The organism is Brachybacterium sp. EE-P12 (assembly GCF_003711805.1).
GTDB lineage: Bacteria > Actinomycetota > Actinomycetes > Actinomycetales > Dermabacteraceae > Brachybacterium.
In genome coordinates, this window is record NZ_QXCP01000003.1 from 269,469 (window position 1) to 293,455 (window position 23,987).

The following is a 23,987-nucleotide window of genomic DNA, read 5'->3' on the forward strand; positions in this document are numbered from 1 at the left end:
CTCTTCACCACCTGGAGCACCGATGCGACGTCGCACCCTTCTCTCCCTCGCCTCCGCCACCGCCCTCGGAGGTGCCCTGACCGCCTGCGGCTCCGCCGTCACCGGCGAGGACCCCGCAGGCGGCTCCGGCGGCGGCGCCGAGGGCACCGTACGGGTGGGCCACCTGCCCTCGGCGCTGTTCGCCCCGCTGTACGTCGCCGACGCGAAGGGATACTTCGAAGCCGAGGGCATCACCCTCGAGCTCACCCCGCTGAACTCCGGCCAGGACGGCGTGCCGATGCTCGCCAACGACCAGCTCGACGTGATGGTCGCCGGGTTCAGCGCCGGCATGTTCAACGCCCTCGAGCAGGGGGTCGCCTTCAAGATCGTCGGCTCCATGGGCATCTCCCCGGGCGACCCCGAGAACTCGCCCACCGCCCTCGAGGTGCGTCAGGACCTGCTCGACGACGGCACCGTCTCCACCGTCGCGGATCTCGAGGGTCGCACCATCGGCGTCGCCGGCGGGCCCGGCGCGACCGGCGGCTACCTCCTCGCGGCGATGCTCGAGGAGGGCGGGCTGTCCCTGAACGACGTGGAGATCTCCAACCTCGCCACCCCCGACCAGGAGCCGGCGCTGACCAACGGCTCGGTCGACGCGGCGACCCCGTCGGCCCCCTTCTCCTCCTCGATCGAGGAGGCCGGGATCGCCTCCCCGCTCGCGGTCCCCGCCGAGGGCACCACCGGCACCGGTGTGATGTACTCCGAGTCCTTCGTCGCCGCCGAGCACGCGCAGGGCTTCTTCACCGCGCTGGCCAAGGGCGCGCACGAGCTCGGCGAGGACGGCACCCAGACCGACGAGGTGTACGAGATCCTCGCCGACACCCTGGGGCAGGACATCGAGGTGCTGAAGGCCTCCCCGATGTACACCTACCTCCCCGACCTCGCCCCGCAGCCCGAGCAGCTCGAGGCCATGCAGGCCGTGTGGCTCGAGGCCGAGCAGATCACCTACGTCGAGCCGCTGGACATCGCCGGCATCGTCGACGCGAGCTTCGCCGAGAACGCGGCCGGCTGAGCCGCTCCGGGTCTTGACCTGACCAGGTCGCCGGAGTCAGGTCGACCAGAGCTCTGTCCATCTGGTCGACCTGGTCCTACGATGAGTCCATGAGCGCAGCGGAGACATCGGTTCCCGATCCCAGGACGGTCAAGGTGCAGGATGCCAAGACCCGGCTGTCCGAACTCCTGCGCGAGGTCGAGGAAGGCGCCGAGATCACGATCTCGCGCGGGCGGACTCCTGTGGCGCGTCTGGTGCCGGTCGAACGCCCGGTGCAGGAACCGCGGCGGAGGCAGCTCGGCTACCTCCGCTACGAGCTCCCCGAGACGTTCTTCGAGGAGCTCCCACCCGGGGAGCTGGATGCCTGGGAGGGCCGCGCGTGACCGCGGTGCTGGTCGACACGCATGTCCTGCTGTGGGCGATGACCGACCCCGTGAAGCTCACGAGTCCAGCGGAGGAGAAGGTCTCCGATCTCGACACAGAGGTGCTGGTCTCCGCAGCCACTGCCTGGGAGATCTCCACGAAGGTGCGCATCGGGAAGCTCCCGGAGGCCGAGTTCCTGGTGCTGGACTTCGGCGATCATCTTCGGCGAGGAGACTTCCGGACCCTGCCGATCGAGAGTGCAGACGCCCTGGTCAGCGGTTCTCTCGCATGGGCGCACCGGGACCCGTTCGACCGCATCATCGCGGCGCAGGCGATCCGTCGGGGAATCCCCCTGATCAGCGCTGATCGGGTGTTCGACGACCTCGGCACCCTCCAGCGGATCTGGTGACCGGGCGGCGCACGAGGCCTCAGATCCACCCCTGGCGCCGCGCGATCGCGGCGGCCTCGTGCCGGTTCGCGGCCTGCAGCTTCGCCTGGGCGCTGGAGAGGTAGTTGCGCACCGTCCCCGGCGCCAGGTGGGCGCGGCGCGCGATCTGCTCGACCGGGGCGCCGTCGGCCGCGAACTCGAGCACGTCCGCCTCGCGCGGCGTGAGCGGGGAGTCGCCCGAGGAGATCGTCTCCGCGGCGAGCTCGGCATCGATCGCGCGGCGGCCCGACGCGACGGCGCGCACCGCCCGGGCGAGCTGCTCGGCCGAGCTCGTCTTCGGCAGGAAGCCCAGCACCCCCTGGGCCAGGGCGCGCTTGAGATAGCCGGGCCGCGCGTGCGAGGTCAGGACCAGGCAGCGGGTCGAGGGGGAGGCCTCGGCGATCCGCGCGCACAGGTCCAGGCCGTCGCCGTCCGGCAGCTGCAGGTCCACTACCGCCACGTCGGGCTGTGCGGAGCCCGCCAGATGCTCTCCCTCCTCGACGCTCGAGGCCTCGCCGAGCACCGCGAGGTCCTCCTCGAGCGAGAGCATCGTCGCGAGCGCCGAGCGGATCAGGTGCTCGTCGTCGACGAGGATCACGCTCAGCGGCGAGGCGGCGGGGTCGGCGATCAACGGAGGCCTCCAGGGGCAGCGAAGCGGACGTCGAGGACGAAGCTGCCGCCCCCGCGGCGCACCTCGAGGACCGCCTCGCCCTCGAGACGCTCCCGCATCCCGGTCAGGCCGCTGCCCTCCGGCACCGGGCCGTCCCCGGGGGCGCCGTCGTTGACGAGGCGGATGCCCTGCGGGGACAGGGTGATGGTCACGGCCGACGGGTCCGCGTGCCGCAGGATGTTCGTGCCGCCCTCGCGCAGCATCCAGGCGGCGGTGCCGCGGTGGCGTGCGGGGACGTCGTCGGCCGCTCCCTCGACGGTGACCTCCGCATGCGCCGAGCGCAGCAGAGAGGCGGTGCCCTGCAGCTCGGTCGCGAGATCCGCCTCGCGATAGCCGCGCACGAGCGAACGGATCTCGGCGAGCGAGGTGCGGGCGATCTGCGCCGCCTCCCGGCCGTGCTCGGCGGCGCGAGGGTCGCCGCGCTCGGCCAGCTGCGCCACCAGCTCGCTCTTCACCGCGATCACGGAGAGGTCCCGCCCGGTGACGTCGTGCAGGTCCCGGGCGAAGCGCAGGCGCTCCTCGGCGACGGCCAGCCGCGCCTGGGCCTCGCGGGCATCGTCGAGCTCGCGCACCATCGCCGCCAGCCACAGGGAGATCCGCACCGTCAGCACCACGGCGAGCAGGAAGGCGCCGGTGGGGAAGGCGACGGGGGCGGAGAGCCCGAACGCCATCGCGATCACCGTCGTCGCGACCGACACGGCCGCCCCGATCTGCCAGCGCCATCGCACGAGCGCCGCAGCGGCGAGCAGCGTGAGCGAGGCGGCGAGCACGGGGGCGGGGGAGCGGTCGAGCAGCTGCAGCAGCACGATCACCGCCGACGGCACCGCGGTCGCGAGCAGCGAGAGGTCCATCGGAATGCGGCCCACCTGCGGGAGGTCCCAGCGGTCCCGCGCCTCGGGCAGCGCCGCCGCAGACCACAGCGTGAGCGCCCGATGCCCGGACCAGGCGCCGAGCACCACCTGCACGAGCAGCACCCCGGTCGCGGCCGGGGCCTCGGCCAGCAGGGCGGGCACCGAGGTGCTGAACGCGAGCAGGACCCCCAGCGGGAAGAGCGCCAGGATGAGCACGACGGACCATGCCGTGTAGGCGTAGAACACGCTCCACTGGCGTGCGGTGCGGGTCTCCACAGCGGTCCTCCCCTCGGTGCGGGAACGGTCGGCGAGCTGAGGCGAAGCGTATCCGCTCAGCCGATCGCGGCGAGGAACAGGCCGCCGAAGGCGCCGAAGACGATGCCCCACAGGACGATCGAGACGCCCATCCAGAGATAGACCCGGCCGCGCTCGGCGCCGAGCGCGATCAGCGCGGGGCCGGAGATCTGCGAGGCGACCACGAACGGCCCGAGCAGGCACACCCCGGGCACCCCGTACTTCTCCATCGCCGCGGCGACCTTTGCCCGGACCCGGGAGGGGCTGCGCTCCTCGGCGGAGCGGCCTCCGCGCATGCCGCGACCCCGGGCGATCGCGTCCCGGGTGCGCCCGGCCAGCGCGATCACCACGAAGGTGGCCACCAGGTTCCCCAGCACCGCCGCGGGGATCGCGAGGGCCGGGTGGATGCCGAGGGTGGTGCCCAGGAAGGAGCCGAGATAGCTCTCGATGAAGGGGATCGCCCCCGCAGGGACGAGCGCGAGGACCTGCTGCCAGGGCGCGAGGCCGGAGACGAGGTCGTGGAGCTGGACGAGGAGGTCCTGGAACATGGGGGTGTCCTTCCGGGTGGGTGATGGCCCCAGTCTCCCCGCGCACGACGCCGCGCGGCAGGGCGCGGTGTCACCGGCCGGCGTGCGCCTCTCACCTCCCGCCCGTGACAGATGTCAGAACGCTCGGCGTGACCCCGTCCACATGAGGACCTGCAGGTCTGTGACGTTTGTTGCGCAGGATGAACTAGTGCTCCGGAGAGCGCGGCCCCGGATGCTTCACTTCGGGGGTGATCACTCTCGACGCACTGCGCAAGGTCTTCCCCGCCCCCGGCGGCGGAGACCCCGTCGTCGCGCTCGACGGCATCGATCTCCACCTCGAGCCGGGCCGGATCCACGGGATCGTCGGCCGCTCCGGGGCGGGCAAGTCCACGCTCATCCGCTGCCTGACGGGGCTGGAGAAGCCCTCCTCCGGCCGCGTCGAGGTCGACGGCACCGACGTCGCCGCGCTCGACGGCGCCGCCCTGCGCACCGCGCGGCGGAACATCGGCATGGTCTTCCAGCACGCGAACCTGCTGGACTCCCGCACCGCCGCCCAGAACATCGCCCACCCGCTCGAGATCGCCGGGGTGCCCCGCGCCGAGCGGCAGCGCCGCGTCGCCGAGCTGGTCGAGCTCGTGGGCCTCAGCGGCCGCGAGCACAATCATCCCGCGCAGCTCTCCGGCGGGCAGATCCAGCGCGTCGGCATCGCACGCGGCCTCGCGGCCGAGCCGAAGGTGCTGCTGTGCGACGAGCCCACCAGCGCGCTCGACGGCGCCACCACCCGCCAGATCCTGCGCCTGCTCGCCGACCTGCGCGAACGGCTCGGCATCACCGTCGTGATCATCACCCACGAGATGGCAGTGGTGCGCGAGGTGTGCGACACCGTCACCCTGCTGCAGGACGGGCGCATCACCCAGAGCGGCGACCTGCTCGACGTCGCCGCGGACCCGCACGGCCCCCTCAGCGCCGAGCTGATCCCGCTGCCGCCGGCGCCCACCGGCATCGAGGCGCTGGTCGTGAACTGCGACTACGGCGACTCCGAGCGCTTCCGCACCACCGAGGACCTGATCCAGCTCGCCGAGACCTACGACGCCGAGGCGACCCTCGTCGCCGGCACCATCGAGACCATCGGCGGCCGTCAGGTGGGGCGGGTCCAGCTCGCCCTGCGCAACCGCTCGGGGCAGCCGATCTCCCGTGAGGGGCTGACCGCCTTCCTCGCCGAGCTCGAACGTGCCGGCGTCGTCGCCCAGGAGGTGACCGCATGATCGACACGCTGCAGGAATGGCTCCAGAACCCGCTGCTGACCCGCTGGGACGGCGGCCCCTGGCAGGCCACCCTCGTCACCCTCTACATGACCGCCGTGACGATGCTGCTCACCGTGCTGCTGGGGCTGCCGCTCGGTGTGGCGCTGTTCGAGACCGACGACTCGCCCTCCCCGTTCGTGCGCCGCCTGAACCAGCTCGTCGGCTTCGTCGTCAACGTGCTGCGCTCCTTCCCCTTCTTCATCCTGATCATCGCGCTGATCCCGATCACCTCGGCGATCACCGGCCGCTCCACCGGACCGAACGCGGCGATGATCGCGCTGACCATCGCCGCCGTGCCCTTCGCGGCGCGCCTGTTCGAGCTGAACCTGCGCGAGATCCCCGCCGGGAAGATCGAGGCGGTGCGGATGATGGGCGCGACCCGCTGGCAGGTGATCCGTCAGGTGCTGATCCCCGAGGCGCTGCCGGGCATCATCGGTTCGATCACCACCACCACGATCGCCGTGATCGGCTACACCGCCATGGCCGGCTCCGTGAACTCCGGCGGCCTCGGCCAGCTCGCGTACAACCGCGGCTACACCGGCTACCAGACCGAGATCATCATCGTCACCGTCATCCTGCTGGTCCTCATCGTCATCCTGGTCCAGCTGATCGGCTCCCGTCTCGCGCGCGCGGTGGACCACCGTGCACGCACCGCCTGATCCCGTCCCCGCACCCTGGAGGTACTCCTCATGACCGCCCTGTCCTCTCGTACCCTGTCCCGCCGCGGCGTGTTCGCCGCCTCCGGCGCCGGCCTCGCCGCCCTCGCCCTCGCCGCCTGCGGCGATCAGAGCGAGCCCCTCGCGGAGGAGGGCGGGAGGACCACGGTCCGGGTGGCCGCGACCCCGCTGCCCCACATGGAGATCCTGACCTTCGTCAAGGACAACCTCGCCGAGGACGCCGGGCTCGAGCTCGACCTGCAGGAGCAGACCGAGTACCCGATCCCCAACCGCCTGCTCTCCGAGGGCGAGGTGGACGCGAACTTCTTCCAGCACCTGCCCTATCTCGAGACCGAGATCGAGGAGAACGGCTACGAGCTGACCCCCTTCGAGGGCGTCCACATCGAGCCGCTGGGCATCTTCTCCGAGTCGCTGACCAGCGTCGACGAGATCACCGACGGGGCTTCCGTCGGCATCCCGAACGATCCCACCAACCGCGGCCGCGCCCTCGCGCTGCTGGCGGCCGAGGGCCTGCTCGCACTCGCCGACGGGATCGAGCCCACCGAGGCGACCCCGGACGACATCGCCGATAACCCGAAGGGCCTCGCCTTCGAGGAGATCGACGCGGCGCTGCTGCCCCGCACCCTGGGCGACTACGCGATCGCCGTGATCAACGGCAACTACGCCCTCGAGGCGGATCTCAGCCCGGCCGAGGACGCCCTCGCCCTCGAGTCCGGCGAGGACAACCCCTACGCGAACATGCTCGTGGTCCGCACCGAGGACAAGGACAACGAGGCCCTGGTGGCGCTCGACGAGCTGCTGCACTCCGAGGACGTCAAGGCGTTCATCGAGGAGAACTACTCCGGCGCGGTCATCCCCGCGTTCTGAGCAGTCTGCTGAGTAGCCTGGGGCGATGAGCCCCGACCAGCACCAGCGTCCCCTGTCCGGCCGCAAGGCCCTGATCACGGGAGCGAGCCGAGGGATCGGCGCCGACATCGCCCGCGCCTACGCGGAGGCCGGCGCCGATCTCGTGCTCACGGCCCGTGACGGCGCCGCCCTCGAGGAGCCCGCCGCGCGCCTGGCCGACGAGCACGGCGTCCGCACCGCGGTCCTGGCCGCGGACCTCGCCGACCCCGACGTCCCGGACCGCCTCTGGGACGAGGCCAGCGGGCTGATGGAGGGCCTGGACACCCTGGTGAACAACGCGGGCCTGTCCCATCCGGAGACGGTCGAGACGCTGCGGACCGTGCACTTCGACGAGACGCTGCAGGTGAACCTGCGCGCCCCGGCCCTGCTCGCGGCACGAGCCGGTGCGGCGATGGCGGCCACCGGCGGCGGGGCGATCCTCACGATCGCCTCCGCCGCCGCGCTGCGCCCGCTGGCCGAGCACTACGCCTACTCGACCGCGAAGGCCGGCCTGGTGATGGCCACCCGCACCCTCGCCCTCGAGCTGGGGGAGCACGGCGTGCGCGCCAACTCGATCTGCCCCACCGTGGTGCTCACCGACATGGGGCAGAAGGTGTGGGGCGAGCAACCGGACAAGGCCGCGCCGATGCTCGCCCGGATCCCGCAGTCCCGCTTCGCCCAGCCCCGCGAGGTCTCCGACGTCGCGGTCTGGCTCGCCTCGGACGCCGCCTCGATGGTCAACGGCGCCGAGATCCCGGTCGACGGCGGGTACCTGGTCAGCTGAGCGGTCGACCGGGGCTCGTCACAGCCGCTCGGTCGCCCCCAGCTGATCCAGCAGCCAGGCGAGCTCGTCCGCTCGCTGCTCCCACTTGCGGTAGCGCCCCGAGCGGCCGCCGTGCCCGGCGACCATCTCGCAGCGGAACAGGATCGGCCGCTCCGCCTGGTCGGAGGTGACCGTCTCCCGCAGCCGCGCGACCCACTTCGCCGGCTCGACGAAGAACACGCGCGTGTCGTTCAGCGAGGTCGAGGCGAAGATCGCCGGGTACTCCATGGCGCGCACGTTCTCGTAGGGCGTGTACTCCTTCATGTAGGCGTACACCTGCGGATCGTGCAGCGGGTCGCCCCACTCCTCCCACTCGCCGACGGTCAGCGGCAGGGACGGGTCCAGGATCGTGGTCAGCGCGTCGACGAAGGGCACTCCGGCGATGATCGCCCGGAACCGCTCGGGGGCGAGGTTCGCGACCGCGCCCATGAGCAGCCCGCCCGCGCTGCGCCCCTCCGCCCCCAGCCGTGCCGGGTCCACGAGGCCGCTCGCGCCCAGGTGCTCCGCGGCGGCGACGAAGTCGCTGAAGGAGTTCTTCTTCTCGAGCAGCTTGCCGTGCTCGTACCAGTCGCGGCCCATCTCGCCGCCGCCGCGCACGTGCGCGATCGCGATGACCACGCCGCGGTCCAGGAGCGAGAGCCGGGTCGGCACGAAGGACGGATCGATCGAGACCTCGTAGGAGCCGTAGCCGTACAGATAGCCGGGCGCGGTCCCGTCGGCCGGGACCTCGCGCCGTGCGACGACGCTGAGCGGGATCGCGGTCCCGTCGGCCGCCGTCGCCCACTCGCGGCGCTCGACGTAGAGCGACGGATCGTAGTTCGGCACCGGGGTGACGCGCAGGATCTCGGTGCCGCCGCCGGCGACGTCCCACTCGGCGACGGTGGTGGGGGTGAGCATGCTGGTGAGCTGGTAGCGCACCGCGGTCTGGTCCCAGTTCGGGTTCGCGTCGAGCTCGACGGTGTCCAGCTCCCCGCCGTGGGTGATGTCGGCCGCCTGCTCGAGCAGCAGGGTCCCGTCGTCCGCGCGGGGGACGAGCCGCACCGAGGCGAGCCCGCCGGCGCGCAGCTCGAGCGCGACGAAGCCCGCGAAGGCCTCCGCGCCGAGCAGGCGCTCGCCCTCGCCCGCGACCAGCAGCTCCTCCCACCGCTCGGGGGCGTCCAGCGGAGCCTGCGCGAGGGCGAAGCCCTCGTGGCCGTCGTTGTGCACCACGAGCAGGCGGTCCCCGGCGTGCTCGACGGTGTAGTCCACGCCGTCGCGCCGCCCGCCCGCGCTCACCGGCGCGGAGGTCGGGTCCGTGAGGTCCAGCAGCCACGCCTCCGTGGTCGTGGTCGACCCGGACTGGAGGACGAGGGCGGACCCGTCGCGGGAGCGGTCGAAGCCGATCATGAACCGCTCGTCGGGCTCCTCGAGCACCAGCACGTCCTCGGCGGGGTCGCCGCCGATCCGGTGGCGCCAGATCTGGTGCTGCCGCCAGGCCTCGTCGACCCGGGCGTAGAACAGCCACTGCTGGTCGGTCGAGAACGCGATCCCGTAGCCGGTGCCGGTCACGGACTCGTCGACCGCCTCGCCCGTCGCGATCTCGACGACGCGCAGGGTGAACCGCTCGTCCCCGGCGGTGTCGACGGCGGAGGCGAACAGGGTGTGGTCGGGGGAGGGGAGCAGCCCGCCGAGGGAGTAGAACTCGTGCCCGTCGGCCTCGGCCTGCGCGTCCAGCAGCACCTGCTCGCCCTCGAGCATCTCCCCGGCCTCGACGCGGGGCAGCGTGCCCCGGTCCGGCACGCGCGTGAACATCGGGTAGTCGTGGCCCGCGGTGGTGCGGGTGATGTACCACCAGTCGCCGCGGCGCACCGGCACCGACAGGTCCGTCTCCTGGGTGTGGCCGACGAACTCGTCGACCAGCGTGGAGCGCAGGCCCTCCAGGTGCGCGGTGCGCGCGTCGGCGTAGGCGTTCTCCGCCTCGAGGTGCGCGATGACCTCGGGGTCGGTCTTCTCCCGCAGCCACTCGTACGGATCGACCACGGTGTCGCCGTGGAAGGTCCGCTCGGCGGGGCGGCGCGCGGGGGCGGGGGCGTTCGGGTGCTGGCGGGTCATCCCTCGAGACTAGCGGCGCCCAGCTGGTCCAGGAGCCAGGCGACCCCTTCGACGTGCAGCGCCTCGCCGTCGGCGAGGGAGTCCGCCATCCGCAGCAGGATCGGCCGCTGGGCGAGATCGGAGGTGACTCGCTCCCGCAGCCGTGCCACCCAGATCGCGGCGCAGGCGGGCGGGATGTCGATGCCCTCGAGGGCGGTGGACGCGTAGACCGCCGGGTACTCGGTGGCGCGGATGTTCTCCGCCGGGCTGCAGGCGCGCAGCGCACGGTAGGCGGTCTCGTCCTCCGCGGGATCGCCGAACTCGGTCCACTCCTCGAGGGTGAGCATCACCTCCGGGCTCAGCAGCGACTCGAGCGGATCGACCAGCGGCGTGCGGGCGAGCACGGCCCGGAACAGCTCCGGGGCGCGGTTCACGGCGGCGCCGACGACCATCGCGCCCGCCCCGGTGCAGACGGCGCCGAGCCGATCCGGTGCCGCCCAGCCGGTGCTCACGAGGTGATCGGCGCATGCGACGAAGTCGTCCACGGAGTGCGTCCGGCGCTGGCGGCGGCCGTCGTGGTGCCACTGCGGCCCGAGCTCGCCGCCGCCGCGCACGTGCGCGAACGCGACGACGATCCCGCGGTCCGCGAGGGCGAGCGTCTCGGGGTGCAGCAGCGGGTCGGTCGCGATGCCGAAGACGCCCTCGCCGTACAGGATCGCGGGGGCGGTGCCGTCGGCGGCGACGTCCCGTCGGGCGATGAGCGAGATCGGCACGCGGGTGCCGTCGGGCGAGGTCGCCCACAGCCGCTGCTCGACGTACCGCGAGGCGTCGTGGCCGTGCGCCTCGGAGCGCTGCAGCACGTGGACGTCGCCGCCCTCGAGCGAGGTCTCGACCACGGCCGTCGGGGACAGGAAGCTGTCGATCCGGCAGCGGACGGTGCGCTGGCGCCAGTCGGGGGTGTGCTCGAGGCGCACGGCGTCCAGCGGGCCGCCGACGGCGACCTCCCGCACCGCGAGCGTGTCGAGGGAGCCGTCGGCCCGGCGCGGGATCACCCGCACCGAGGGCAGGCCGGCGACGCGCAGCTGCAGCGCCACGAAGCCGGCGAAGGCCTCGACGGACTCGAAGACCTCGTCCTCCTGCGCGTGCAGCAGGGGGCGGATGCCCTCGGGCAGGGTGCGCGAGCCGAGCGGGGCCTCGGAGAGCACGCAGCGGCGCGTGGCGGGATCGGGATGCAGCACGAGCAGCCGGTCGCCGGCGTGCTCGACGACCGCGGCGGTGCCCTGCAGGCGGTCCGTGACCGGGGCGGGCGTCGCCGCGGGGGCGCCGAGGTCCAGCATCCACACCTCGGTCGCGACGGGCGAGGCGGAGCGGATCATGAGCGCGGAGCCGTCCCTGGTGCGGCTCAGCTCGAGCTCGGCCCAGTGATCGGGCTCCTCGAGCAGCACCTGGTCCTCGTCGGCCGCCGTGCCGAGCACGTGCCGGCGCACCTCCGCGCGCCGTCCCAGGTCGTCCAGTCGCGTGTGCAGCAGCGCGGAGGAGTCGGCGGAGAACACGGGGTCCGGGCCCGCGCCGTGCACGGTCTCGTCGACGACCTCGCCGGTCGCGGTGTCGGTGACGACGAGGCGGCAGCCGCCCGAGGCCGCCTCGGCCCGGGCGAGCAGGCGATGGTCGGGGGAGAGGGCCACGCCCAGCACCATGCGGCAGTCCTCCACGAGCACCGTCTCGCCGGGCAGCCTGCTGCCCGGCACCGGCTCGGGCACCCCGGCCGGTCCTCGCACGGCCTCGGAGTCCCGCACGCGGGAGAACGTGGCGCCGTCCAGCGGACCGGAGCGGTCGATGTACCACCAGCCGTCCAGCAGCACCGGCACAGACGGGTCGCTCGGGGCTCCGACCTCGAGGGCCGGGGCGAGCTGCGCCCGCAGCGGTGCGAGCGGGGCCGTGAGGGCGTCGGTGTACGCGTTCTCGGCGCCCAGGTGCTCCCGCACCTCGGGGGAGCGGATCTCCCGCAGCCAGCGGAAGGGCAGGTCGGCGGTGTCGCCGAAGAGGGAGCGCAGGACGGTGCGCGGGGCGGGGCGGGGCGGGAACGGGGCCTCGGGAGCTCCCGGGGAGGTGCGAAGGGAGGCGGGGGCGAGACGTTCGGTCATCGGAGCGGCTTTCCTCTCGGGGCGGCCGAGCGAGGAGGTTCGTCCACCGCGGCGGTCTCGGCCGTACGGGCCGTGGTGGCGCATTGCTGGGGATCAGCTCCCCGGTGAGGGAGCCTGATCGGCGAGCGGGGCGGCGGCGATGCCGCCGGGGACGGGACGACCGCGCGAGCGGTGCGGGGACGAGGCGGGACGCGGCCACCACGACGACGGCACCTGCGATGCCTGCAGTGCGTTCATCGTGTGCTTCCTCCCGTCGTCGGTGGTCGTGGCCATCGCGCGGACGCGATGTGAGATGCGCCATGGACGCTACGCTTCCTCTTTAACAGGTATGTGAAAAGTCCTGAAAGCCGATCCGTGGCCCTTCGCTGGGGGATGATCGGGGCAGGACGCCGCGGAGGAGGACCAGCGAGGATGGCGACGGACGAGCATGAGCGATTCGCTCCCGAGCTGCGCGCCGCCATCGAGCGCAGCGGGTTGACCCTCACCGCGATCTCGCAGCGGCTGCGGGCTCGGAACCGCCCGGTGAGCGTCGCGACGCTCAGCAACTGGCAGTCGGGTCGGAGCCTGCCCGGCGGAGGGCAGTCCCTCGGTGTCGTCGCGGCGCTCGAGGAGCTGCTGGGGCGACCCCCGGACTCGCTCGCGGACCTGGTCGGCGGGCCGCGGCTCCAGGGGCGGGCCGTCCAGGAGGTGAGCTTCGTGGGGAGGCCGACGAGTCGGGAGGTCTTCCGCGAGGCGCTCGAGGAGCTCGGCTTCGCCGGCGCCCAGGAGTACGCGCACGAGCGCGTGATCCATCAGCTCGCGATCATCGACTCGACGCAGTCGGTGCAGCGCATCGAGCACCGCATGATGGTGCGCGCCCTCGAGTCCGGGATCTGCCGGCTCCCGGCCGTGCACGTGCTGGGCGCGACCGAGCCCAACATCGCCCCGCGCTACATCCCCACGGAGGGGTGCACGATCGGGCGGCGCGTGGCCTGGCCGCGGCGGCGCGCCTACGGGGTCGAGTTCCTCCTCGACGGGCGCCTGGACGCGGGTCAGGTCGCCACCTTCGCCTATCGGGTCGAGATGCACGCCGCCGCCACGGACGTCACCGGCTCGATGTACTCCGTGCCCCGCCCCGCGAACGACGTGCTGCTCGAGGTCGAGTTCCGCGGCCCGCGCCGCCCGCTGGACTGCGAGCGCTACCGCCGCACCGGGGCCGGGGAGACGGTCTCCTCGGTCCGGCTGGACCATCGCGACCGCCTCCAGTTCACCGAGGCGCGCTTCGGCCCGGGCACCTTCGGGCTGCGCTGGTCCTGGGAGGACGACGACGGGCTCGACGAGGACGACGACCTGCTCTGACCTGCCCGCCCGGCGAGAGGGTCCCTCGTCAGCGGGGAAGCGGCGACGTATCCTGGAGGGACCCCGCCGGGGCCGCCCGACGGGACGCGGCACGATCGCGGATCGCCGCCTCACGGTCGTACGGGGAGGTGCCGGAGATGGAACCATCCGCTCGGAGCATCCTGGTGGGATACGACGACACCAGCGCCGCCATGGCGGCCGTGCGCTGGGCCGCCGAGCTCGCCCGGGACACCGGCGTCGGGATCCGCCTGCTGCACGCCTGGACCTGGCCGCTGCTGGGGCAGGGCGTCGCCGGCATCCCCGTGCTCGACCCGGCCGGGCCCCGCAATCAGGCCAGCCGCCTCCTCGACGACGTCGCCGAGCGCGTCGCGGTGCAGTACCCCGATGTGGCCGTCTCCGCGGAGCTCGTCGCCGGCATGCCGCGCGAGGTGCTCGAGGAGGCGTCCCCCGGGGCGGATCTGCTCGTCGTCGGCACCCGCGGCCTCGGCGCGGTGCTCGGCACGCTGCTGGGCTCCGTGAGCCGGGGGCTGCTCCATGATGCGGGCTGCCCCGTCGCGATCATCCGCTCCGACCAGCACCGGGCGGGGCCGGTCCTCGTCGCCTACGACGGCTCGGAGACCGCGGGGGAGGCGGTCGATGTGGCAGCCGACCTCGCCGCCGCCTGGGGCACGCCGCTGCGCGTGGTCCACGTGCGCAGCTCGAACCACGCGCCTGCCAGGAGCGGGGGCGAGGCCTGGGAGTCGGGGGCGGGTGCGCGCGCCCTGCTGGACGAGGGAGTGGCCCGGGCCCGTGCCCGACAGGCGGGCATCGAGGTCCAGTCGCGCATCCTCGAGGACCGCACCGCCGCGGAGGGGCTGCTGAACGCGGCCGCGGGGGCGCGGATGCTCGTGCTGGGCCATCGCGGGCGGAGCCGGGGACGCTTCGGGTCGACGGCTCACGCGACCGTCCTGCACGCCACCGGGAACGTCACCGTCGTCCGCCCCGCGTCCGCGGAGTGATCCGCGGAGTGACCTGACTCGCTCCTGCGGGTCCCCGGTTTGAACGGCGGGCGTCCGCCCCGCTACTCTGTTCGGCGGTAGCGTGTCCGAGCGGCCGAAGGTGCATCACTCGAAATGATGTGTACGGTAACCCCGTACCGCGGGTTCAAATCCCGCCGCTACCGCTCCTGACCTGGGGTTTCACCCGGTCGACGAAGGCCCCCGCCGGATCCGGCGGGGGCCTTCGCGCATGCGGGGCGGGCCGCTCAGCTCTCCTGGAACTCCTCGTCGAGGTTCTTCGCGAGCATCTCGGCCAGCGCGTCCAGCGACTCCTCGGCCCCCTCGCCCTCCGCGCGCAGCGTCACCTCGTCGCCGTGGGCGACGTCGAGGGTGAGCAGCATGAGGATGCTCGAGGCGTTCACGGGGCCGCCGTCGGCGGTCTCGATCGTGACGGCGGCGGGCTGCTCGGAGGCGGCCTGCGAGAAGAGGGCCGCCGGGCGGGCGTGCAGACCGCTCGCGCTCGCGACCTTCACGGTTCGTGCTGACATCTGGCGGGCCTTTCTCGACATGGTCGCCCCAGGGTATCGCCGCCGACGTCCGGGAGGGCGCTCGTCCGCGGTCCCCGCCCGTCAACGACGTCCCCGGACAGGTGGAGATCCGCCTTACACCTGCCCGGAAACTCTCGTCCCGCGCCTCCCGTCCCGCTACCGTGGACGGGGCCGTCAGGGGTGACGGAGCCGGAGCGCGCTCGGGGGAGCGCGGTCGAGGGGCTCGACGGGGCGGCGCTCGGGAGCCGCAGGGGGCTGGTCTACGATGTGCCGATGACCACCTCGAGCGAGCGCGCCCCGGATCCCCGACCAGCCCGCACCCGTGCCGCGATCTTCACCGCGGCCCGCGAGCTGAGCGCCGCCGACGGCGAGGTCACCGTCAACGCGCTTGCCAAGCGGGCCGGGGTGAGCCGCGCCGCCTTCTACAGCCACTTCACGGGGCTCGACGACCTCATGCGCGCCATGCTCCAGGAGATGTTCGACGCCGCCTGGAAGCGGGGGCGCGCCAACGGGAGCAAGGGCGACTACCCGATCCACGCGCACATCCGGCACGGCTTCGCGATGATGGTCGCCTACGTCGAGCGGCACCATGCCTTCCTGCGCGGGGCGCTGGACTGGAAGTCGACCCGTCGCACCTACATGATCCTCACCGAGACGTTCACCGCGCTGCACGTCGAGGCGCTGCGCCGGATGCCGGAGCACCTCCCCGCCCGCCCGGACATCGAGTCGATCGCGCGAGGGATCTCGGGCAACGAGCTCGCCCACGCCGAGCACTGGCTGCTCAGCACCGAGCAGGCCGCGCAGGACGGCGAGGAGCTCGACGCGACCGAGCTGCTCGAGACGATCCTGGCGGCCGCCCCGTCCTGGTACACGGGCATCGGGCCGGAGGAGCCGATCGACGCCGCCGGACTGCTCGCGAGCACCCGCACCTACGGCGAGGACGACGACGCGGAGACCCCGGAGGCCGGGGCCCGCTGAGCGCCCCGGTCGCGGTTCAGCAGGTCGCCACGAGGCGGAGCAGCACCCGCGCCCCGAAGCGCACCGCGTCCACCGGGACCCGCTCGTCGACGCCGTGGAAGAGCGGGGCGAAGTCGAGATCCGCCGGCAGCTGCAGCGGGGCGAAGCCGTAGCCGGCGATCCCCAGCGAGCTCAGCGGCTTGTTGTCCGTCCCCGCGCTGAGGCAGTACGGCAGCACCTTCGAGCCCGGGTCCTCCGCCTGCACGGCCGCCGTCATCGCGTCCATGAGCGCCGACTCGCGCGGGGAGTCGACGGAGACGCCGATATGGTCGACGACCACCTCCACGTGCTCGCCGGCGAGCTCGTCGAGCAGGCCGAGGACCTCCTCCTGGTGGCCGGGCAGGAAGCGACAGTCGAAGCCCGCCTCCGCGGTCTGGGGGATGACGTTGACCTTGTACCCGCTCTCGAGCATCGTCAGGTTCGCCGAGTCGCGCAGGGTGCCGGCCACGAACTGTCGGGCCCCGCCGGTCAGAGGGAGGAATCGGTCGATGTCCGACTCGTCCCAGCCGGTGCCGGTGATCTCGGTGATCCCGTCGAACAGGGCGCGCACGCTCGCGATGCACTCGATCGGGAACTCGTGCTCGTCGATCGCGGTGATCGCCCGCGCCAGACGCACGATCGCGTTCTCGTCGTTGGGGACCGAGCCGTGCCCCGCCCGGCCTGTGGCGCGCAGGCGCCCCCAGGCCAGGCCCTTCTCCGCGGTCTGCACGAGATAGGCGCGCACGTCCTCGCCCGTGGCCTCCTCCGGCAGGGTGATCGAGTAGCCGCCCACCTCGCTGATCGCCTCTGTCATGCCGTCGAACAGCTCGGGGCGGTTCTCGACCAGCCACTGGGCGCCCCAGACGCTCGCGTTCTCCTCGTCGGCGAAGAACGCGAACATCAGGTCGCGCGGCGGCGTCTGCCCGGTGCGGGCCAGATGCCGCGCGACGGCCAGGATCATCCCGACCATGTCCTTCATGTCCACCGCACCGCGGCCGTAGATCATCCCGTCGATGATCTCCGCGGCGAAGGGGTCCACCGACCAGTCCTCGGCACGGGCCGGGACCACGTCGAGATGGCCGTGCAGGATGAGCCCGCCGCGCTCGCGGTCCTCGCCCGGCATCGTCACGAGCACGCTCGGCCGGCCGGGCGCGGACTCGATCACCTCGGGCTCGAGGCCCACCTCGCGCAGCCACTCGACGACCTGCTCCGCCGCTTCGGTCTCACCCTTGCCCCAGGTCGCGGGGTCGTTCCCGCCGAAGTTCGTGGTGTCGATCCGGATCAGCTCGCGCGTGAAGCGCACGGCCTCGTCCTGCAGCTGGGCGAGCTCGTCGGCGGTGGGGGCGGCGATGGGCATGCCGGGGTCCTCCTGGGGTCTCGAAGTGGCTCCCACCGTACTCGTCGGCCTGCGGGCGCCGCGCCGTCGCCGTCACGCTGGGACATGGGGTCGACGGGTCGATCGGGCCCGGCACGACGACGGCGCGGCCGCCTCGTCCGGGAGGCGACCGCGCCGTGCGCGAGGGACGCCGCGCGAGCGGCGAGACGTCAGGCCTGCGAGCCCTCGAGATGGGCGCGGATGAACCACTGGAACTTCTCGAGCCCGCGGGTCTGCTCGACGAGGATGTCCTCGGTCATCGGGTCGAGCTCCCCGGCGAGGGTGATCGCCTTGCGGTTCGAGGCGATGATGCCGTCGTAGACCTCGTTCAGAGCCCTGAGGTGCTCCTGGGTGTCGGCCTTGCCGAGGGTGTAGTCGGTCCAGCTGCGCTCGGCGACGAGGCGGCCGGGGGTCCCGGCGGGGGAGGCGCCGAGCTGAGCGATCCGCTCGGCGAGGTCGTCCGCGTAGCCGCGCACCTGCTCGACCTCGGGGTCGAGCATCTCGTGCACCGCGATGAAGCGGGGGCCGGTGACGTTCCAGTGCGCGTGCTTGAGCGTCAGATGCAGGTCGTTCATCGCGTGGAGGCGGTCCTGGAGGGACTCCACGAGGCGGATGGAGTCGTCGGTGCCGAGGCCGGGAATGGTGTAGGCGAGGTCGGTCATGTCATCTCCTTGTATTCGCAGCGGGATCTCGTCTCTATTCTCTTCCGGGTCAACGCGAGGACCCAGGACTATGTTCCTGCTGGCCGTGCCGCATCGCTCACGCAGGGAAGGCTCACCTCAGCATTCCCGGGAATTGCCTGGCAGGAGCGCGAGGAGAATGTGTGCAGATCATTCCGGCGGGTCGCCCTGCGGCTCTCGGCGAGCCGTCGTCGGCGGTCCGTACGATGGGTGCACCGGCCCGGCACTCCAGGAGGTGCGCTCATGGTGCAGATCTTCACGCTCAGGGAGCGGCTCGCCGCCCTGCCCGGCGCGGTCCGCCGCCGCGCCGAGGCGGTGGGCGTGCGCGCCTCCGCAGTGGCCGACGCGCGAGCGGTCGTGCCCGAGATCCCTCGCGACGCGGAGGCGGACCATCTCGAGCGCGCCGCACGCCGGCTGCTGCGCCGTGCCGCGCAGGACGAGTTCGCCCGGGAGGGCGTGACCCGCGTGCCGCTGCCCGAGGCGACCGGTCGCGCGGACCTGCGACGGGCCGATGTGCCCGGGGAGGCGAGCTTCCGCGCCTTCGTCGAGGACCTGCTCAGCGCCGTGGACATCCGACCGAGCCTGCTCGAGCGGGATGACGCGGTGGACCTGCGTGATGCGCGCGGCTCGGCGGACGCCTACGGCATCTCGCCCGAGGTCGCCTCGGACCTCGCCTCCTACCTGCTGGGGCGTGCGTTCGCGATGCACCGGGAAGCGGGCACGGGACCCGGTGCGGCGTCGGCGGAGCGCGGTGCCGCGGACTCGGCGGACCTGCTCGAGTCGTATCTCGAGGAGCAGGCCGCGCTGATCCGTGAGGACGTGCGCGAGGCGCTGGTGCGTCAGGTGCGGGTGCCGCTCGAGCTGCAGGTGGCGCGCGAGCGTCACGAGCGGATCGAGGCGCTGGGGCCCGGGGCGGGGTTCGCCCCGGTGGCCGACGGAGCGGGCGCCGATGCCGCGGACCTCCCGCGGCGCGCCCGCGCGGCCTTCGAGCACGCCCAGAACGAGGCGGGTCGCGCGGCCTTCGGGGTGCTGCGGACGGGGGCGGCGAGGATGTACGGGCGATACGGCCACCCGCGTACCCCGCCCTCGCCCCCGTCCCCGCGCTGAGCGGCTGCTCGCGGGCTCACCGCTCCTCGTCGGCCCGCGGCTCGCCCGCGAGGATCCCGTAGATCCGGCGCCGCGTCTCCTCGAGCAGCCGTGCGACCTCCCGCACCTGCTCGTCGGTGCCGCTGCGGGCGACCTCGCGGGCGGCGCCGAGCAGGCCGTGCCCCAGCTCCCGCAGGTCGATCATCTCCTCGTCCGCGGACTGCGCGGCCGAGGGGAAGGGGTCGGGCCAGGAGGAGGAGTGCTCCTCGACGTGGGAGCGGCCCTCCTCGGTGAGGCTCACGAGCTTGCGCCCGCCCGTCTTCTCCGAGGAGACCAGCCCCTCGTCCTCGAGCTGGCTGAGGGTCGGGTAGACCGCGCCCGGGCTCGGGGACCAGCGGCCTCCGGTGCGCTCGGCGATGGTCTGCATCAGCTGGTAGCCGTGCATGGGCTCCTCGGCGAGGAGCAGCAGCACGGCGGCGCGCACGTCCCCGCGCGGGGCACGGTGAGGCCCGCCGCGACGACCGCGGCCGCCCCCTCTGCCCCTGCGTGGCCTGTCGAGGGCCTCGGGGAACTCCGGGCCGCGGGGCCCGTCGTGATGGCGGCGCATGCCGCGCTCGTCCTCCTGCTCGGGGCGCTGGTGATGATGGTGGTGATGGCGTCGCACGGGCGACCCCCTCTCTGTTGACGTGCCATCACGATATATCGCGAACTGTCGTGAGAGCAAGGGGCGGTGTGCCGCTGCGAGGTTCCGCACGGGAGCCGCCCGGTCGGGAATGCGACGCGGCGCCGCCCCGTGATCGGGGGCGACGCCGCGTTCGAGCAGGGCTCAGAGGGTCCGGCGGGTGGGGGTGGTGCGGCTCAGAGGCCTGCCTTCTCGGCCAGCTGACGCTTGATCCGCGCGAGCATCCCCGACATCCCGTTCAGCCGCAGCGGGCTGACCACCTCGGCGAGCCCCAGCTCGCCCGTGACCGTATCCGGGGTCTCCAGCACCTCGCCCACGCTGCGCCCGTCGAGCGCCTCGGCGAGGATCGAGGCGAAGCCGCGCGTCGTCGGCGCCTCCGGCGGGGCGGAGAAGAACAGTCGTGCCGTCGCCTCCCGGCCCTGCCCCTCCACCTCCGTGACCAGGAAGATCGGGGACTGGCACTCGGGTACCGGCTCGAGCAGCTCGGGGTGCTCGGCGTACCGCTCCGGCAGCTCGGGCAGGCCCTGGGAGAACTCCAGCAGCAGCTGCAGACGGTCCCTGCCGCCGAGCGCCAGGAAGTCCTCGGCGATTCCGGCGAAGCCCTCGGGCAGAGCCGCAGGGGTCATGGGATCGGCGGCGCTCATCGGGCCGGGACCTCGCCCGGCTCGGCGCCCTGGGCGATCGGCAGGCGCACGCCGTTGCCCCACTCGGTCCAGGAGCCGTCGTAGTTGCGCACCGACTCGAAGCCCAGCAGGTGGGTGAGCACGAACCAGGTGTGCGCGGAGCGCTCGCCGATGCGGCAGTAGACGATCGTGGGCGTCGCCGTGTCGAAGCCGAGCTCCTCGCGGTAGATCGACTCGAGCTCCGTGCGCGGCTTGAAGCGGCCGTCGTCCGCTGCGGCGCGGGCCCACGGCACCGAGCGCGCGGTGGGGATGTGCCCGCCGCGCACCGTCCCCTCCTGCGGGTAGTCGGGCATGTGGGTGCGCTCGCCGGAGTACTCCTGCGGGGAGCGCACGTCGATCAGCGGCCCGCCGAGGAAGTCCAGCACGTCCTCGCGGAACGCGCGCAGCGGCGCGTCCTCGCGCGTGATCGCGGGATAGCCGCTGGTCGGCGCCGGGCGGCCCTCGTCGGACGTGGTCATCTCGCGGCCCTCCGCCTCCCAGGCGGCGCGGCCGCCGTCGAGCAGACGCACGTCGGGGTGGCCGAACAGCTCGAACACCCACAGGGCGTAGGCGGCCCACCAGTTCGACTTGTCGCCGTAGAGCACCACGGTGGTCTCGCGAGTGATCCCCGAGGCGTCCATGAGCTTCGCGAAGCCCTCGCCGTCCACGTAGTCGCGGGTGACGGGGTCGTTGAGGTCCAGGTGCCAATCGATCTTCACCGCGCCGGGGATGTGGCCCGTCTCGTAGAGCAGCACGTCCTCGTCGGACTCGACGACCACGAGACCCTCGGTCTCTCCCGCGGCCAGCCGATCCGCGAGCCACTGCGTGGTCACGAGCTTCTCGGGGTGGGCGTAGTCCTGCAGGGAGGGGGAGGGGTCGGCAGCAATGGTCATCAGTTCACCTTTCGACGGTCGACAACGCACGACGTGTACCCCCAGTCTGTCACCGCCGCAGGAGGCATGGCGTCCCGACGACTTCGCCTGCGGCGGACACGCGCGATGTGCTTCCCCAGCGGGGCGGGTGCTCCTACCGTGGCCTCATGATGGAAGACCTGGACACAGAGCCCGTCATCCCCACCCTCGACCTCACCGTCCTCGACTGCCCCGACGCCCTCCAGCTCGCCGCCTTCTACGCCAAGCTCCTGGGCTGGCGCGTGGAGGAGGGCAGCGACTCCGACTGGGCGGAGCTGACCCCGCCCCGCGGCCGCCGCGGCCCGGACGACCCCGACGGCGAGGCCTCCCTCGCCTTCCAGAAGGTGGAGGGCTTCCGCCGCCCCACCTGGCCCGAGGGTGACCACCCTCAGCAGTTCCATCTCGACCTCTCCGTCACCGACATCGACGCCGCCGAGCCCCGCGCGATCGCCCTCGGCGCGACCGTCCACGAGCACCAGCCCTCCGCCTCCGGCAGCTTCCGCGTCTACCTCGACCCCGCGGGGCACCCCTTCTGCCTGTGCGTGACGGCGTGAGCGGCTCGACGGTCTGAGTGTCCGCGCCACCCGATGCGCCCCTCCGCGTGGATCGCGGAGGGGCGCATCTCGTGGTGGCGGGTTCCAGCGGGCGGAAGTGGGCCGGAGGTGCGATGGTGAATTCCTGGTTCGCATGTCTGAGCGGTCGGTGAGGCGGTTGGTGACGATTTCTGCAATGCAGGGAGGTCGAAGGTGGTGCGTGCCTATCGGGCGGGAGGGGTCGGCGGCTTCGAGGCGGTCGGACGTCACGCTCCGAGGTGCCCGTGGTGTGCGTCGGTCACATGACAATGCAGGACACGCCGCTAGCACCTCGGTGTGACAGTCGAGTCGCGTGGTCCACAAGTGGAGGTGTGGAGTGGCGCTCGACTGTGGATGACGTCGTCGGCGATGGCGTTCTTTCCTCCACACGGGATGGTTATCCACAGATTCATCCCCATTTCTGTGAAGGCCTTTCGGGGTGAGGGGAGGGTGGGTATTCTCGAGGTATTCGACACGGCGCTCGGCGAGGAGGCCGTGAGCACTGAAGGGGGTGGAGGCAGTGGGTGAGCTCGATGACGGCAGCCAGAGCGCTCCGCGCCGCGATCCTGCACCGGCCCCGTCCGGCCCCCGCGGCCCGTGGGCGGTGCGTGCCCGGAACGAGCTGACCGAGGAGCGGATCCTCGAGGAGGTCGGCGGCATCGAGGGCCCCCACGCCGAGCGCGTCCTGGAGATGCACGCGACCATGCGCGAGCGCGCACAGCTCCATGCCCGTCAGCTCCGCCAGCTCGCGACGTTCTTCGACCTCGATCCGGACAACGAGGGCACGCTCGAGGACGCGGACATGACCGCCATGAAGGTCGCGGTCGGGCTGCGCTGCTCGATCGCGCAGGCCACCTCGCTGATCCGCGATGCGCACCATGCCGTGGTCGACCTGCCGCGGATGTTCGCGCACCTCGAGGCCGGTGACCTCCCGGAGGACTACCACCGCTTCCTGCTGCGCCAGGTCCGACGACTGGAGACCGAGCAGATCCGTCTGGTCGACCAGCACCTGGCCCGCGTGGAGATCCTCTCGATCTCCCGCAGCACCTTCGAAGCGCAGGTGCGGCTCGCCGTGGCCTCCGTCGGGAACGAGCTGAAGCCCCCGCGCGATGCGCGCGAGGTGCGGGTCGACGGTATTGACCCCGAGCAGGGCGTTGCCTGGCTCACGGTCACGGGTCCCATCCCCGAGATCCGCAGCCTCGCCCAGCGGCTCGACGCGAGCGCCCGCACCGTCCAGCGCGCCCAGCGGGCCGCGCTCGAGGCGGGGGACGAGGAGCCGGTCCCCTTCGACATCGACGGGGACGTCCGCGAACGGGGCCGCCCTCTCGGACGGGGCGCCCTCCGCTATGCGATCCTCACGCACTCCGTGCTCGACCTCGACCCGGTGCAGGAGACCGCCCAGCCGTTCAAGATCCTCGTCGCCGTCCCCGTGACCACCCTGCTGGGGATGGACGACTCCCCGGCGATGCTCGACGGGCTCACCCCGATCCCCGCCGACGTCGCCCGTGACCTCGCCGCGACGAGCTCGGTCTGGTACAGGATCCTCACGGACCCGATCTGCGGGACGCACCTGCCCGTCCGCATCGACACCTACCGGCCCGACGCGCAGCAGCGACTGCAGCTGCGGCTGCGCCACCCCGTCTGCGCGGCACCCGGGTGCACCCGCCCCACCGCGCTCGCCGCGGAGGACGACCACATCATCGAGTACGACCACCAGTACCCGGCCCGCGGAGGCCCCACCTCCCAGTGGAACCTCCACCGGCTCTGCCGCCGACACCACCAGCTCAAGACCGCCGGGCTGATCGATCCCGTGCGCGATCCCTGTGACGACCCCGAGGGCCCGGACGGCACCACGAGCGCGGAGCCGCTCCGGACCACCTGGGACATCGGCGAGGGCCTGCGCACCTGCACCCAGGAGAGCGCAGACCTGCTCACGCCGCGCATGACGCGTCGCTTCGCCCAGGCAGAGCGAAGATTCCGCCGCCTTGGCGACGCCCCGGGACGAGGATCCTCCCCGCCGCGCCGGATCATCCCCCCGGCACCGAAGCTCGACGCGAGCGTCCCACCGTTCTGAGCGAGCTCGTGGGGGAGCGGT

Annotated in this window: 25 protein-coding genes and 1 tRNA gene; 14 read left to right on the forward strand and 12 right to left on the reverse strand. The window is 72.8% G+C overall.

Annotated features, from left to right (window positions below):
* Positions 1–22: 22 nt before the first annotated feature.
* The 3 genes from D1648_RS02630 (at position 23) to D1648_RS02640 (ending at position 1,802) form a co-directional block, all read left to right on the forward strand.
* Complete coding sequence (locus tag D1648_RS02630) at positions 23–1,051, forward strand: ABC transporter substrate-binding protein (protein WP_122939258.1); 1,029 nt, start codon at positions 23–25, stop codon at positions 1,049–1,051.
* An 89-nt stretch (positions 1,052–1,140) separates the two neighbouring features.
* On the forward strand, positions 1,141–1,413 hold the full coding sequence (locus D1648_RS02635) for a type II toxin-antitoxin system Phd/YefM family antitoxin (protein ID WP_122939259.1): 273 nt from the start codon (positions 1,141–1,143) through the stop codon (positions 1,411–1,413).
* Positions 1,410–1,802, forward strand: a complete 393-nt coding sequence (locus D1648_RS02640; protein ID WP_122939260.1) for a type II toxin-antitoxin system VapC family toxin — start codon at positions 1,410–1,412, stop codon at positions 1,800–1,802. Before D1648_RS02635 ends, D1648_RS02640 begins: the two co-directional genes overlap by 4 nt.
* 19 nt (positions 1,803–1,821) lie before the next feature.
* Here the strand turns inward: D1648_RS02640 and D1648_RS02645 are convergent, their stop codons facing one another.
* The 3 genes from D1648_RS02645 to D1648_RS02655 are packed head-to-tail and all read right to left on the reverse strand — an operon-like array spanning position 1,822 to position 4,183.
* Positions 1,822–2,451, reverse strand: a complete 630-nt coding sequence (locus tag D1648_RS02645; protein WP_370239748.1) for a response regulator — start codon at positions 2,449–2,451, stop codon at positions 1,822–1,824.
* Positions 2,448–3,617 (reverse strand): sensor histidine kinase, encoded by a 1,170-nt coding sequence (locus D1648_RS02650; RefSeq protein WP_122939261.1) that lies wholly within the window; start codon positions 3,615–3,617, stop codon positions 2,448–2,450. The genes D1648_RS02645 and D1648_RS02650 overlap by 4 nt, the downstream gene beginning before the upstream one ends.
* Before the next feature lie 56 nt (positions 3,618–3,673).
* Positions 3,674–4,183, reverse strand: coding sequence for a hypothetical protein (locus D1648_RS02655; protein ID WP_122939262.1), 510 nt, complete (start codon positions 4,181–4,183; stop codon positions 3,674–3,676).
* A 227-nt stretch (positions 4,184–4,410) separates the two neighbouring features.
* Here D1648_RS02655 and D1648_RS02660 point away from each other — a divergent pair, with 227 nt between their 5' ends.
* From D1648_RS02660 to D1648_RS02675, 4 genes are read left to right on the forward strand one after another with little or no spacing between them, the layout of a single operon-like run.
* Positions 4,411–5,427: a methionine ABC transporter ATP-binding protein gene (locus D1648_RS02660; protein WP_122939263.1), complete on the forward strand. Its 1,017-nt coding sequence runs from the start codon at positions 4,411–4,413 to the stop codon at positions 5,425–5,427.
* Complete coding sequence (locus tag D1648_RS02665) at positions 5,424–6,125, forward strand: methionine ABC transporter permease (protein WP_122939264.1); 702 nt, start codon at positions 5,424–5,426, stop codon at positions 6,123–6,125. The genes D1648_RS02660 and D1648_RS02665 overlap by 4 nt, the downstream gene beginning before the upstream one ends.
* 30 nt (positions 6,126–6,155) lie before the next feature.
* Positions 6,156–7,010: a MetQ/NlpA family ABC transporter substrate-binding protein gene (locus D1648_RS02670; protein WP_122939265.1), complete on the forward strand. Its 855-nt coding sequence runs from the start codon at positions 6,156–6,158 to the stop codon at positions 7,008–7,010.
* Between the two features lie 25 nt (positions 7,011–7,035).
* The gene (locus tag D1648_RS02675; RefSeq protein ID WP_122939266.1) at positions 7,036–7,812 is read left to right on the forward strand and encodes an SDR family NAD(P)-dependent oxidoreductase; all 777 of its coding nucleotides are present in this window, start codon (positions 7,036–7,038) and stop codon (positions 7,810–7,812) included.
* 18 nt (positions 7,813–7,830) lie between these two features.
* On the opposite strand, the gene D1648_RS02680 is transcribed toward D1648_RS02675, so the two are convergent.
* The 3 genes from D1648_RS02680 to D1648_RS17840 all read right to left on the reverse strand — a co-directional run bounded on the left by D1648_RS02680 (position 7,831) and on the right by D1648_RS17840 (position 12,302).
* Entirely contained in the window at positions 7,831–9,942 is a 2,112-nt protein-coding gene (locus D1648_RS02680; protein ID WP_122939267.1) for a S9 family peptidase, read from the reverse strand.
* Entirely contained in the window at positions 9,939–12,065 is a 2,127-nt protein-coding gene (locus tag D1648_RS02685; RefSeq protein WP_122939268.1) for a prolyl oligopeptidase family serine peptidase, read from the reverse strand. The genes D1648_RS02680 and D1648_RS02685 overlap by 4 nt, the downstream gene beginning before the upstream one ends.
* A 93-nt stretch (positions 12,066–12,158) precedes the next feature.
* On the reverse strand, positions 12,159–12,302 hold the full coding sequence (locus D1648_RS17840; protein ID WP_164518557.1) for a hypothetical protein: 144 nt from the start codon (positions 12,300–12,302) through the stop codon (positions 12,159–12,161).
* Between the two features lie 174 nt (positions 12,303–12,476).
* Between D1648_RS17840 and D1648_RS02690 the strand changes: the two genes are divergently transcribed.
* The 3 genes from D1648_RS02690 to D1648_RS02700 all read left to right on the forward strand — a co-directional run bounded on the left by D1648_RS02690 (position 12,477) and on the right by D1648_RS02700 (position 14,565).
* Positions 12,477–13,403: a helix-turn-helix transcriptional regulator gene (locus D1648_RS02690; RefSeq protein ID WP_122939269.1), complete on the forward strand. Its 927-nt coding sequence runs from the start codon at positions 12,477–12,479 to the stop codon at positions 13,401–13,403.
* Positions 13,404–13,540: 137 nt separating this feature from the next.
* Entirely contained in the window at positions 13,541–14,401 is an 861-nt protein-coding gene (locus D1648_RS02695) for a universal stress protein (RefSeq protein ID WP_122939270.1), read from the forward strand.
* Positions 14,402–14,477: 76 nt separating this feature from the next.
* A tRNA-Ser gene (locus tag D1648_RS02700) sits at positions 14,478–14,565 on the forward strand.
* Positions 14,566–14,646: 81 nt separating this feature from the next.
* Here the strand turns inward: D1648_RS02700 and D1648_RS02705 are convergent.
* Positions 14,647–14,928: an HPr family phosphocarrier protein gene (locus D1648_RS02705; protein WP_122939271.1), complete on the reverse strand. Its 282-nt coding sequence runs from the start codon at positions 14,926–14,928 to the stop codon at positions 14,647–14,649.
* 273 nt (positions 14,929–15,201) lie between these two features.
* Between D1648_RS02705 and D1648_RS02710 the strand changes: the two genes are divergently transcribed.
* Positions 15,202–15,906, forward strand: coding sequence for a TetR/AcrR family transcriptional regulator (locus D1648_RS02710; RefSeq protein ID WP_122939368.1), 705 nt, complete (start codon positions 15,202–15,204; stop codon positions 15,904–15,906).
* A gap of 16 nt (positions 15,907–15,922) precedes the next feature.
* On the opposite strand, the gene D1648_RS02715 is transcribed toward D1648_RS02710, so the two are convergent.
* Entirely contained in the window at positions 15,923–17,281 is a 1,359-nt protein-coding gene (locus tag D1648_RS02715; protein WP_122939272.1) for a M20/M25/M40 family metallo-hydrolase, read from the reverse strand.
* 188 nt (positions 17,282–17,469) lie between these two features.
* Complete coding sequence (dps, locus tag D1648_RS02720) at positions 17,470–17,961, reverse strand: DNA starvation/stationary phase protection protein Dps (protein WP_122939273.1); 492 nt, start codon at positions 17,959–17,961, stop codon at positions 17,470–17,472.
* Between the two features lie 261 nt (positions 17,962–18,222).
* On the opposite strand from dps, the gene D1648_RS02725 reads away from it, so the two are divergent.
* The gene (locus D1648_RS02725) at positions 18,223–19,086 is read left to right on the forward strand and encodes a hypothetical protein (RefSeq protein WP_122939274.1); all 864 of its coding nucleotides are present in this window, start codon (positions 18,223–18,225) and stop codon (positions 19,084–19,086) included.
* Positions 19,087–19,102: 16 nt separating this feature from the next.
* Here the strand turns inward: D1648_RS02725 and D1648_RS02730 are convergent, their stop codons facing one another.
* The 3 genes from D1648_RS02730 to D1648_RS02740 all read right to left on the reverse strand — a co-directional run bounded on the left by D1648_RS02730 (position 19,103) and on the right by D1648_RS02740 (position 21,302).
* Positions 19,103–19,729, reverse strand: coding sequence for a PadR family transcriptional regulator (locus D1648_RS02730; protein WP_206424762.1), 627 nt, complete (start codon positions 19,727–19,729; stop codon positions 19,103–19,105).
* A gap of 194 nt (positions 19,730–19,923) precedes the next feature.
* Positions 19,924–20,391, reverse strand: coding sequence for a SufE family protein (locus D1648_RS02735; protein WP_164518558.1), 468 nt, complete (start codon positions 20,389–20,391; stop codon positions 19,924–19,926).
* Entirely contained in the window at positions 20,388–21,302 is a 915-nt protein-coding gene (locus tag D1648_RS02740; RefSeq protein WP_122939276.1) for a sulfurtransferase, read from the reverse strand. Before D1648_RS02740 ends, D1648_RS02735 begins: the two co-directional genes overlap by 4 nt.
* Positions 21,303–21,451: 149 nt before the next feature.
* On the opposite strand from D1648_RS02740, the gene D1648_RS02745 reads away from it, so the two are divergent.
* Together D1648_RS02745 and D1648_RS02750 are read left to right on the forward strand one after the other, a co-directional pair.
* Positions 21,452–21,874 carry a VOC family protein gene (locus D1648_RS02745; protein WP_122939370.1) on the forward strand — a complete coding sequence of 141 codons (423 nt, stop codon included), beginning with the start codon at positions 21,452–21,454 and terminating at the stop codon, positions 21,872–21,874.
* 538 nt (positions 21,875–22,412) lie between these two features.
* Positions 22,413–23,966, forward strand: coding sequence for an HNH endonuclease signature motif containing protein (locus tag D1648_RS02750; RefSeq protein WP_241155327.1), 1,554 nt, complete (start codon positions 22,413–22,415; stop codon positions 23,964–23,966).
* Positions 23,967–23,987: the final 21 nt, after the last annotated feature.

What these genes read in the sequence shown, in the direction of transcription:
- D1648_RS02690 (WP_122939269.1), top strand. Translation starts at nt 12,477, where the DNA reads ATGGCGACGGACGAGCATGAGCGATTCGCTCCCGAGCTGCGCGCCGCC.
- dps (WP_122939273.1), bottom strand. Translation starts at nt 17,961, where the DNA reads ATGACCGACCTCGCCTACACCATTCCCGGCCTCGGCACCGACGACTCC.
- D1648_RS02710 (WP_122939368.1), top strand. Translation starts at nt 15,202, where the DNA reads ATGACCACCTCGAGCGAGCGCGCCCCGGATCCCCGACCAGCCCGCACC.
- D1648_RS02670 (WP_122939265.1), top strand. Translation starts at nt 6,156, where the DNA reads ATGACCGCCCTGTCCTCTCGTACCCTGTCCCGCCGCGGCGTGTTCGCC.
- D1648_RS02705 (WP_122939271.1), bottom strand. Translation starts at nt 14,928, where the DNA reads ATGTCAGCACGAACCGTGAAGGTCGCGAGCGCGAGCGGTCTGCACGCC.
- D1648_RS02685 (WP_122939268.1), bottom strand. Translation starts at nt 12,065, where the DNA reads ATGACCGAACGTCTCGCCCCCGCCTCCCTTCGCACCTCCCCGGGAGCT.
- D1648_RS02725 (WP_122939274.1), top strand. Translation starts at nt 18,223, where the DNA reads ATGGTGCAGATCTTCACGCTCAGGGAGCGGCTCGCCGCCCTGCCCGGC.
- D1648_RS02665 (WP_122939264.1), top strand. Translation starts at nt 5,424, where the DNA reads ATGATCGACACGCTGCAGGAATGGCTCCAGAACCCGCTGCTGACCCGC.
- D1648_RS02740 (WP_122939276.1), bottom strand. Translation starts at nt 21,302, where the DNA reads ATGACCATTGCTGCCGACCCCTCCCCCTCCCTGCAGGACTACGCCCAC.
- D1648_RS02695 (WP_122939270.1), top strand. Translation starts at nt 13,541, where the DNA reads ATGGAACCATCCGCTCGGAGCATCCTGGTGGGATACGACGACACCAGC.
- D1648_RS02680 (WP_122939267.1), bottom strand. Translation starts at nt 9,942, where the DNA reads ATGACCCGCCAGCACCCGAACGCCCCCGCCCCCGCGCGCCGCCCCGCC.
- D1648_RS02735 (WP_164518558.1), bottom strand. Translation starts at nt 20,391, where the DNA reads ATGAGCGCCGCCGATCCCATGACCCCTGCGGCTCTGCCCGAGGGCTTC.
- D1648_RS02635 (WP_122939259.1), top strand. Translation starts at nt 1,141, where the DNA reads ATGAGCGCAGCGGAGACATCGGTTCCCGATCCCAGGACGGTCAAGGTG.
- D1648_RS02655 (WP_122939262.1), bottom strand. Translation starts at nt 4,183, where the DNA reads ATGTTCCAGGACCTCCTCGTCCAGCTCCACGACCTCGTCTCCGGCCTC.
- D1648_RS02745 (WP_122939370.1), top strand. Translation starts at nt 21,452, where the DNA reads ATGGAAGACCTGGACACAGAGCCCGTCATCCCCACCCTCGACCTCACC.
- D1648_RS02715 (WP_122939272.1), bottom strand. Translation starts at nt 17,281, where the DNA reads ATGCCCATCGCCGCCCCCACCGCCGACGAGCTCGCCCAGCTGCAGGAC.
- D1648_RS02630 (WP_122939258.1), top strand. Translation starts at nt 23, where the DNA reads ATGCGACGTCGCACCCTTCTCTCCCTCGCCTCCGCCACCGCCCTCGGA.
- D1648_RS02675 (WP_122939266.1), top strand. Translation starts at nt 7,036, where the DNA reads ATGAGCCCCGACCAGCACCAGCGTCCCCTGTCCGGCCGCAAGGCCCTG.
- D1648_RS17840 (WP_164518557.1), bottom strand. Translation starts at nt 12,302, where the DNA reads ATGAACGCACTGCAGGCATCGCAGGTGCCGTCGTCGTGGTGGCCGCGT.